The 8712-nt window shown below is 69.9% G+C and carries 8 protein-coding genes; 5 read left to right on the plus strand and 3 right to left on the minus strand.

Annotation, left to right across the window (positions count from 1 at the left end; translation table 11 throughout):
• Positions 1-31: 31 nt before the first annotated feature.
• From IRX98_RS15310 to IRX98_RS15325, 4 genes are all read left to right on the plus strand, one after another.
• Positions 32-1924, plus strand: a complete 1893-nt coding sequence (locus IRX98_RS15310) for a DUF4012 domain-containing protein (protein WP_224278185.1) — start codon at positions 32-34, stop codon at positions 1922-1924.
• A gap of 70 nt (positions 1925-1994) precedes the next feature.
• Positions 1995-3878, plus strand: a complete 1884-nt coding sequence (locus IRX98_RS15315; protein ID WP_224278188.1) for a DUF4012 domain-containing protein — start codon at positions 1995-1997, stop codon at positions 3876-3878.
• A gap of 10 nt (positions 3879-3888) precedes the next feature.
• Positions 3889-4887, plus strand: coding sequence for a dTDP-glucose 4,6-dehydratase (rfbB, locus tag IRX98_RS15320; protein ID WP_224278190.1), 999 nt, complete (start codon positions 3889-3891; stop codon positions 4885-4887).
• Complete coding sequence (locus tag IRX98_RS15325; protein WP_224278192.1) at positions 4884-6305, plus strand: sugar nucleotide-binding protein; 1422 nt, start codon at positions 4884-4886, stop codon at positions 6303-6305. The genes rfbB and IRX98_RS15325 overlap by 4 nt, the downstream gene beginning before the upstream one ends.
• Before the next feature lie 4 nt (positions 6306-6309).
• Here IRX98_RS15325 and IRX98_RS15330 read toward each other — a convergent pair whose 3' ends face one another.
• From IRX98_RS15330 to IRX98_RS15340, 3 genes are all read right to left on the minus strand, one after another.
• Positions 6310-6603: a DUF2516 family protein gene (locus IRX98_RS15330; protein ID WP_224278194.1), complete on the minus strand. Its 294-nt coding sequence runs from the start codon at positions 6601-6603 to the stop codon at positions 6310-6312.
• Between the two features lie 100 nt (positions 6604-6703).
• Positions 6704-7426, minus strand: coding sequence for a hypothetical protein (locus IRX98_RS15335; protein ID WP_224278196.1), 723 nt, complete (start codon positions 7424-7426; stop codon positions 6704-6706).
• A gap of 49 nt (positions 7427-7475) precedes the next feature.
• Positions 7476-7892, minus strand: coding sequence for a helix-turn-helix domain-containing protein (locus tag IRX98_RS15340; protein WP_224278198.1), 417 nt, complete (start codon positions 7890-7892; stop codon positions 7476-7478).
• Positions 7893-8077: 185 nt separating this feature from the next.
• Here IRX98_RS15340 and IRX98_RS15345 point away from each other — a divergent pair, with 185 nt between their 5' ends.
• Complete coding sequence (locus tag IRX98_RS15345) at positions 8078-8497, plus strand: VanZ family protein (protein WP_224278199.1); 420 nt, start codon at positions 8078-8080, stop codon at positions 8495-8497.
• The last annotated feature ends 215 nt before the right edge of the window (positions 8498-8712 follow it).

Consider the following 8712-nt stretch of genomic DNA (forward strand, 5'->3'; position numbering starts at 1 on the left):
GCGCTCGGTGCCCTGCGGCACCATGTGAGACATGCCGTCCTCGCGTCCGTCCTCCGCACGACGGCTGGTGCGACCCTCCAGCGTCATCGGCGGCCTCTTCCTGCTCGTCGTCGTCCTGGGCCTGCTGGCGATCCCCTTCCTCAAGGCGCCCGGCAACGCCGAGAGCGCCCGCGCCGACCTCGAGTCCGCGCGCACCTCGCTCTCCAACGGCGACGTCGATTCCGCGGAGGCCAGCATCCAGAGTGCGCGCCGCCACGCCGACGAGGTGCAGGACGCTATGCAGGGCATCGGCGGCGACGTCTGGAGCCTGGTGCCCGTGGTCGGCGAGCCGGTCTCGGACGTACGCCACCTCGGCAACGCCCTCGACCACCTGACCACCGCCGCCGAGGTGGCGGTCGAGGCGTGGCCGGCCATCAACGGCGACCGGGCGACCCTCTTCGAGGACCGATCCGTCGACATGCCGACCCTCCGGACGCTGGTGGGCGCGGTCGACGAGGCGAGCCTCCACCTCGACACCGCGCAGATCGAGCTGAGCGAGGTCAACGACTCCGCGCTCGGTGTCGGCACCCGCCTGGCGGAGGCGCGCGACGAGGCCACCGACGTCGTCGAGCCCCTCGCCGCCAGCGCCCGCCGCGCGAAGCCGCTCGCCGCGGCGCTCCCCGACCTCTTCGGCGCCGACGACGACCGCACCTACCTGCTGGCCCTGCTCAACCCCAGCGAGCAGCGCTTCTCCGGCGGCGCGCCGCTGACGCTCGCCCCGATGCGCGTGAGCGAGGGCCGGCTGACGATCGGCGAGGCGCGCGACACCACCGACCAGGAGCTCTACCGCGTGGGCAGGTGGGAGCGCGTGGCGGACAACCCGTTCCACAACGGCAAGCTGCGGTTGTCGACCTCGACCTACGCCCCCGACTGGTCGGTCTCGGGCGAGGAGCTGCTGCGTGGCTGGGAGCGCATCGTCGGGGAGGAGACCGACGGCCTGATCGCCGTCGACGTCGTTGCCCTGGCCGATCTCCTCCGCGTCACCGGGCCCGTGGACGTCCCGATCTACGGGCGGATCGACTCCTCCAACTTCACCCAGAAGATGGTCGGCGACTACGACGCCTTCCCCGACAACGAGGCCCGCCACGAGCTGAACCTCGCCCTGGTCCCGCTCTTCGCCGACCAGCTCCTCGGGCCGGGCCAGGGCCTGGAGAAGGTCGAGTCCCTGCGCGACTCCGCCCGCGGGCGCCACTTCGCGATGTGGATGCGCGACCCCGACGTGCAGTCCGCGGCGGCCGAGGTCGGGCTCTCCGGCGAGCTGTCCGGGACCGACCACGACTACATCGGCGTCTTCAACCAGAACACCAACCGCAGCAAGTCCGACTACTGGCAGCGCCGCGCGGTGACCAGCGACGTCCGCCTGCGCGAGGACGGCTCGGCAGCGGTGACACTCACCATCTCGGTCTTCAACGACTCCCCGCCCTACGCCAACGAGCTCTACGGCGACCCCCGCGGCGGCGCCGCCCGGACGCGTTGGAACGGCATGCGCCTGGGGGTCTTCCTGCCCGAGGGCGTCGAGGTCGATCGCGCAGTGGTCGCCGGTCGCGAGGTCGGCACGAAGGTCTTCGACTACTACGGCCGCCCCTACAAGCTGCTCGGCATCACGCTCCCGCCGCGCACCACCCGCGAGGCCGTGCTGGAGTACGTCGTCCCCGCCGCCGCGGTCGCCCGCGACGACGGCACCCTCACCTACCGCCTCGACGCCACCCCGCAGGGCATGGTCGTCCCGCAGGCGCTGAAGGTCAGCGTGCAGTGGCCCGAGGGCTACGACGTCAGCGACCTGCCTGAGGGCTGGACCCGCTCCGGGCCCGGCCGGGCGACGTACGACGACCCGGGCCTGGTCACCCAGCCCAGCTTCAGCATCACCGGCGTCACGACTCCGTAGCCCACGAGCACGTCTGGGGCACGGGCCGGGCTTTTGGGAGCACGTGGGGTGCTTTGCGACCATGGCACCCATGGGTCTGTTGCGCCGTGCCACTCCGTCTTCCACGCGGGGGCGCCTCCTGCTGATCGGCGGGGGGCTCTTGCTCGTCGTCGTCGCGCTCGGGCTCCTGGCCCTCCCCTTCCGCCACGCTCCCGCCGCCGCAGAGGCCGCCCGGGCTGACCTCGAGACTGCAAAGGCCGCCCTCGAGTCCGGCGACGTAGAGGCTGCTGAGCAGGCGGTCAGGAGTGCCCGCTCCCATGCTGATGAGGTGCAGGGTGCCGTGCAGGGCGTGGGCGGCCACGTGTGGAGCTGGGTCCCGGTCGCGGGTGGCCCGGTGCGCGACGTACGGCGCCTGGGCAACGCCCTCGACGACCTCACGTCCGTGGCCGAGGTCGGTGTCGGCCTGGTCTCGCGCGTGAACAGCGACCGGTCGACGTTGGTCGACGACGGCAACGTCGACCTCGAGGTCCTTGCGACCGTGATCGACGACGTCGACGAGGTCGACTCGCTGGTGGACCAGGCCGGTGCTGAGCTGGACGACGTGGCGGATGACAGGCTCGTGGCCGGCGACCGGCTCGGCGAGGCGCGCAACGAGGTGGTCGAGCAGATGCAGCCACTCGTCGACGGCCTCGCGACCGCGCAACCGCTGCTCGCCGAGCTCCCCCTGATGCTCGGCTCCCAGGCCGACCGTCAGTACCTCGTGGCGCTGCTGAATCCGTCGGAGCTGCGCTACTCCGGCGGCACTCCGCTGACCTTCACCACGATGGACCTGTCCCAGGGCCAGTTGTCCATGGGTGACGTCGTCGACACCAGCACCGCGCCAGGCACGGCTCAGTCGATCTACTGGAAGAAGGTCAAGGGCAACCCGTTCCACCGCGGACGCCTCAAGGTCCTGACCTCGACGATGGCCCCCGACTGGCGGGTCTCGGGCAACGAGCTGGCCAACGCGTGGCGCAGCCTTCGCGGGCGTCGCCTGGCGGGCGTCGTGGTCATCGACGTGCCCGCCCTCGCCGACCTCGTCGCACTGACCGGGCCGATCAACGTGCCAACGCTGGGGACGATCACCCCGGACACGTTGGTGGAGACGCTGGTCGGCAGCTACGACGAGTACAGCGACCCGGCGCAACGCAAGGAGATCAACCGCGCTCTCGCGCCGCTGTTCTCCGAGCGGCTGCTCTCGGGAGACCCGCTCGACACTGCCAAGGCCCTCGCCCGGGCAGCGGACGAACGCCGCTTCGCTGTCTACCTCCGCGACCCGGAGGAGCAGGCGGTCTTCTCCGATCTCGGCCTCACCGGTGAGCTGGGTGACGCGGAGCGGGACTACATCGGCGTCTTCACCCAGAATCGGGTGCCGAGCAAGAGCGACTACTGGCAGCGACGAGCGGTCCGGTCCGAGGTCGACGTGCGGAAGGACGGCAGTGCCCGCGTGCGGCTCACCGTGCAGATCCACAACGACTCCCCCCCGTACGCCCAGGAGGGCGTGGACCCGCAGTTCGGCTACTTCACCAGGTGGAACTTCAGCAGCGTGCTGACGGTGCTGCCCGAGGGTGCCGAGTTCACCGGCGGGACCATCGACGGGGAGCCGGTCAGGGTCCGCCGAGGCAACTTCTACGACCAGACGTTCCAACGCCAGTCCATGGAGCTCGCGCCCCAGGCGCGCCGCGAGCTCGTCGTCGAGTACGACGTCCCGGCCGCGGCCACTGTCGAGTCAGACGGCAGCCTCGCCTACGGCCTCACCATCGACCCTCAGGCGACCGTGAACCCGCAGTCCGTCGAGGTCCGGCTGCGGTTCCCGCAGGGCTACGAGGCCGGTGCGTTGCCGGCAGGGTGGACGCCGTCGGGACCCCGCACCGTGACCTACCGCACGGACGCCCTCGAGACCACCGAAGTCTTCGAGATCGTCGCTCGCCCCTAGACTCCCCCGCATGGAACGCCTTCTTGTGACCGGGGGCGCGGGGTTCATCGGGTCGAACTTCGTGCACCACCTCGTCGACCACACCGACCTGCGCATCACCGTCCTCGACAAGCTGACCTACGCGGCCAGCAAGGAGTCGCTGGCCGGGCTGCCCGAGGACCGGGTGCAGCTGGTGGTCGGCGACATCGCCGACGAGGACGTGGTCGACCCGCTGGTCGCGGCCCACGACGCGGTCGTCCACTACGCGGCGGAGTCCCACAACGACAACTCGCTCAACGACCCGAGCCCGTTCATCAAGACCAACATCCTGGGCACCTACACGATCCTCGAGGCCGTGCGGAAGCACGACAAGCGCCTGCACCACGTCTCGACCGACGAGGTCTACGGCGACCTCGAGCTCGACGACCCGAAGCGCTTCACCGAGGACACCCCCTACAACCCGTCCTCCCCCTACTCCGCCTCCAAGGCCGGCTCCGACCACCTCGTCCGCGCCTGGGTGCGCAGCTTCGGCGTCCGCGCGACGGTGTCCAACTGCTCCAACAACTACGGCCCCTGGCAGCACATCGAGAAGTTCATCCCGCGCCAGATCACCAACGTCATCGACGGCATCCGCCCCAAGCTCTACGGCTCCGGCGAGAACGTCCGCGACTGGATCCACGCCGACGACCACTCCTCGGCCGTGCTCACGATCCTGGAGAAGGGCCGCATCGGCGAGACCTACCTCATCGGCGCCGACGGCGAGAAGAACAACCTCGAGGTCGTCCGCCTGATCCTCACCATGATGGGCAAGGACGCCGACGACTTCGAGCACGTCAACGACCGCGCCGGCCACGACCTGCGCTACGCCATCGAGTCGGGCAAGCTGCGCCAGGAGCTCGGCTGGGCGCCGCAGTTCCAGGACTTCGAGTCCGGCCTGGCCAACACCATCGAGTGGTACCAGACGCACGAGGACTGGTGGCGCCCCCACAAGGACGCCGTCGAGGCGAAGTACGCGGAGAAGGGCCAGTGAGCCTTCCCTCGCTCGAGACGACCCCCATCCCGGGCCTCGTCGTCGTACGCCTCGACCGCCGCGACGACGACCGCGGGTTCTTCAAGGAGAACTGGCAGCGGGAGAAGATGCTGGCCATCGGCCTTCCCGACTTCGGCCCGGTCCAGAACAACGTCTCCTTCAACTCCGACCGCGGCGTCACGCGCGGCATCCACACCGAGCCGTGGGACAAGTTCATCTCGCTGGCGACCGGCCGGATCTTCGGCGCGTGGGTCGACATGCGGGAGGGCGAGACCTTCGGCGCGACCTTCACCCTCGAGATGGACACCTCGGTGGCAGTCTTCGTGCCGCGCGGGGTCGGCAACAGCTACCAGACCCTCGAGGACGCGACCGCCTACACCTACCTCGTCAACGAGCACTGGCGCCCGGGCATCTCCTACCCCGCCCTCTCGCTCGACGACCCGACGGTCGCCATCGACTGGCCGATCCCGCTCACCGAGGCGATCATCAGCGAGAAGGACCAGAACAACCCGGCGCTCGACCCCTTGACGGCCATCGCGCCCAAGAAGACGCTCATCGTCGGTGCGCTCGGCCAGCTCGGTCGCGCCCTGCACGCCGCCCACCCGGGTGCCGACCGGGTCGACCTGTTCGCCGGTGAGGGCGTCACCGCGCTCGACCTGACCGACAGCGAGGCCGTCGCCGCCTGGCCGTGGCACGAGTACGCCGTGGTGCTCAACGCAGCGGCGTACACCGCCGTCGACGCCGCCGAGACCGCCGAGGGCCGCGTCGCGTCGTGGTCGGCCAACGCGACGATGCCCGCGCTCCTCGCCGGGCTCGCCCGCCAGCACCGGTTCACGCTGGTCCACTACTCGTCCGACTACGTCTTCGACGGCACCGTGCCCCTCGACCCCGGCCACACCGAGGACGAGCCGCTCTCCCCGCTCGGTGTCTACGCCCAGTCCAAGGCCGCCGGAGACCTCGCCGTGGGCCTGGCCCCGCGCCACTACCTCATCCGCACGTCATGGGTGATCGGCGAGGGCAAGAACTTCGTGCGCACCATGCAGTCGCTGGCGGAGAAGGGCGTCTCCCCCAGCGTGGTCGACGACCAGGTCGGCCGCCTCGCCTTCACCGAGGAGCTCGTCCGCGCCACCACCCACCTGCTCGACAGCGGCGCCGACTTCGGCACCTACAACCTGTCCAACGGCGGGCCGGCGATGTCGTGGCGCGAGATCGCGCAGGCCGTCTTCGAGCGCTCCGGTCGCAGCGCCGACGACGTCTCCGGCACCACCACCGAGGCGTACGCCGAGGGCGTGCTGGCGCAGGGCAACCCGTTCGCCCCACGCCCGCTCAACTCCGCGCTGTCGCTGGCGAAGATCCGGGCCACCGGCTTCGAGCCGGAGGACGCGCTGGTCGCGCTCGACCGCTACCTCGCCCGCTGAGCGATCAGCGGCGCGAGGTGACCTCGGCCAGCGCGGGGCGTACGTCGGCGAGGTAGACCAGCGACGCGATCGTGAAGACCAGGTGGATGATCCCCAACGGCGAGTAGCTGATGAGGATCAGCTGCGCGGCGAAGCCGAGGCCCGTGATCGCGCACCACGCCTGCTTGGTCAGCTTGCCTGCGGCGTCGTAGGCCTCGGCGGAGTAGGTGAGGGAGTTGATGAACGCGAATCCCTTGACCGCGAGCAGCACGACGAGCACGACCAGCATGAGGGTGCCCTGGAACGCGTAGATGGTCACGAGGACAAGAGTAGGCGAACGCAGAAGGCCCCCGTCCTCGCGGACGGGGGCCTCGTGCGTGTCAGAACAGCATCAGCTGCTGCTCATCGGCTGGTGCTCTTCAGTCGCCGACCTTCTCGGCGGCGTCGGCGACGGCCTTGACCGCGGTGGTCGCGGTCTTGGTGGCGGCGGTCGCGGTGGCCTTGGCGCTGCTCTGCGCGGTGGCCGTCTTCTTCGCCGCGGTCTTGCGCGCGGTGGTGGCGGCGGCCTTCTTGCCGGCAGCCTTCTGGGTCGCCTTCTTGGCGGTCGGCTTCGGCTTGGGGGCGACCTTGGTCGCGGCGGTCTTGTCGGCGGCCGCGACGTTGGCCTCGGCGGCCTTCTTGGCCTGGGTGGCGGTGGTCTTGGCCTTGGTGGCGGTGGTCTTCGCGGACTTCACCGTCGCCTTGGTCGACTCCTGGCGGCGGATGCGGCCCACGAGGGACTCGCCGCGCTTGACCAGCTCGGTGTAGGTGGCGTTCGCGGCCGCGACGTTCTCGTCGACCAGCGTGGTGACCTGCGTGGTGACCTTGGCGGGGTACGCCTTGGCCTCGGCCTGCAGCTCGGCGACGCGGGCCTCGACGGCGGCACGGCGGGCCTGGGCCTGCTTGCGCAGCGCCTTCGGGTCGGTGGCGGTCTTCTGGACGTCGTTCACGCGGGTGGTGACGTCCTTCTGCACGGCGGAGACGCGCTTCTGCACGTCGGCGACGGCCTCGCGGACGGCCTCGACGGCGAGGTCGGTCACGCCGACACCGGCGAGGACGGGCTTGAGGGCTTCGGTCTTGATGTCGAACTTGGCGGTGGCCATGTCCTGCTCCTTCTGGTGGATGTCCCGACCCGGGTGGTCGGGTCGGGTTTCAGTCCTGGATGGCTTGGGGGGCGTCGCGCTCGTTCAGGGCGAGGAACGACGCGTAGACGTCGAGCAGCGAGTGCTTCTGCCGCTCGGTGAGACCGGGGTCGGCGAGGATCGCCAGCTCGACGGAACCGGCCTGGCCGGGGTCGGGGTGGACGATGCCCGCGCGGACGTAGAGCTGCTCCGCGGAGACCCGCAGTGCGCGGGCCAGCTGCTGGAGCACCTCGGCGGAGGGCTTGCGCAGGCCCCGCTCGATCTGGCTGAGGTAGGGGTTGCTGACGCCGACCTGGTCGGCCAGCTGCCGCAGCGAGAGCTGGGCGGCCAAGCGCTGCTCCTTGAGGTAGTCGCCCAACGAGTCGCCCAGCGAGCCCAGGGAGCCGACGACAGCCTTGCTCGTCTTGGTGCTCTTGTCCTTGGCCATGTCTCCATTGTGCTAACACCTGTTAGCAAAAACCAAGTCCTGGCAGGGTGACTGCGCTCACAACTGCTAAATTGTATGCATCTTCAGCGCTAGCTGGAAGGCAGCAAGTCCCATCTCGTGGCATGCGGAGCCATCCGCACGCGAGGCGATTCCGCACCCGAGCAGCGGACGCCTAACCTTGCTCCGTGCCGGCGTCCTTCCGCTTCCTCGTCGGTGTCGCGCTTCTGGCCTACACCGGCGCACTCGCCTACGTGCTCCTCACGCCCTCCGGAACCGTCCCGTCGGGGCTGGTGCAGGACGCGATGTCGGTCGGGGCCCGCCTCGATGCTCCGGCCGAGCTCCTGCAGCGCAGCAGGGTCGAGTTCGGCCTCAACGTCCTGGCGTTTGTCCCGCTGTCGTTCCTCGGCTACGTCCTGCGCCCATCGATCGTGGTCAGCGCCTGGATTGCTGGGGCGTTTGCCGTGTCGATGCTCGTCGAGGCGATCCAGACCACCATGCCGGAGCGGATGGCGACGCACTCGGACGTGGTGGCCAACACCGCCGGGGCAGCGTGCGGCGCCCTCGCGGCCTGGTGCCTCGTCAAGGTGCTGGCGAGCAAGGACTAGTTGTGATGCCCAGGCACGTTGGTCGAGAACGTGTGACGACACGATCTGATGTCGTAGATGGGTGAAGGCCTCCCGATGTGGAGTGGAGCTGTCTAAGGAACCGCTTCACACCCAGGAGGCCTTCGTGTCCCACGCTACCCATGCAAACGCTGCTCTGACCCCGCGCGCCCGGCTCAAGCTGGCGCGTCTGATCGTCGATCACGGCTGGAAACCGG

Source organism: Nocardioides lacusdianchii, from assembly GCF_020102855.1.
Classification (GTDB): domain Bacteria; phylum Actinomycetota; class Actinomycetes; order Propionibacteriales; family Nocardioidaceae; genus Nocardioides; species Nocardioides lacusdianchii.

Coding starts and splice junctions, on each gene's coding strand:
- IRX98_RS15315 (WP_224278188.1), top strand. CDS start 1,995: ATGGGTCTGTTGCGCCGTGCCACTCCGTCTTCCACGCGGGGGCGCCTC.
- rfbB (WP_224278190.1), top strand. CDS start 3,889: ATGGAACGCCTTCTTGTGACCGGGGGCGCGGGGTTCATCGGGTCGAAC.
- IRX98_RS15340 (WP_224278198.1), bottom strand. CDS start 7,892: ATGGCCAAGGACAAGAGCACCAAGACGAGCAAGGCTGTCGTCGGCTCC.
- IRX98_RS15310 (WP_224278185.1), top strand. CDS start 32: ATGCCGTCCTCGCGTCCGTCCTCCGCACGACGGCTGGTGCGACCCTCC.
- IRX98_RS15335 (WP_224278196.1), bottom strand. CDS start 7,426: ATGGCCACCGCCAAGTTCGACATCAAGACCGAAGCCCTCAAGCCCGTC.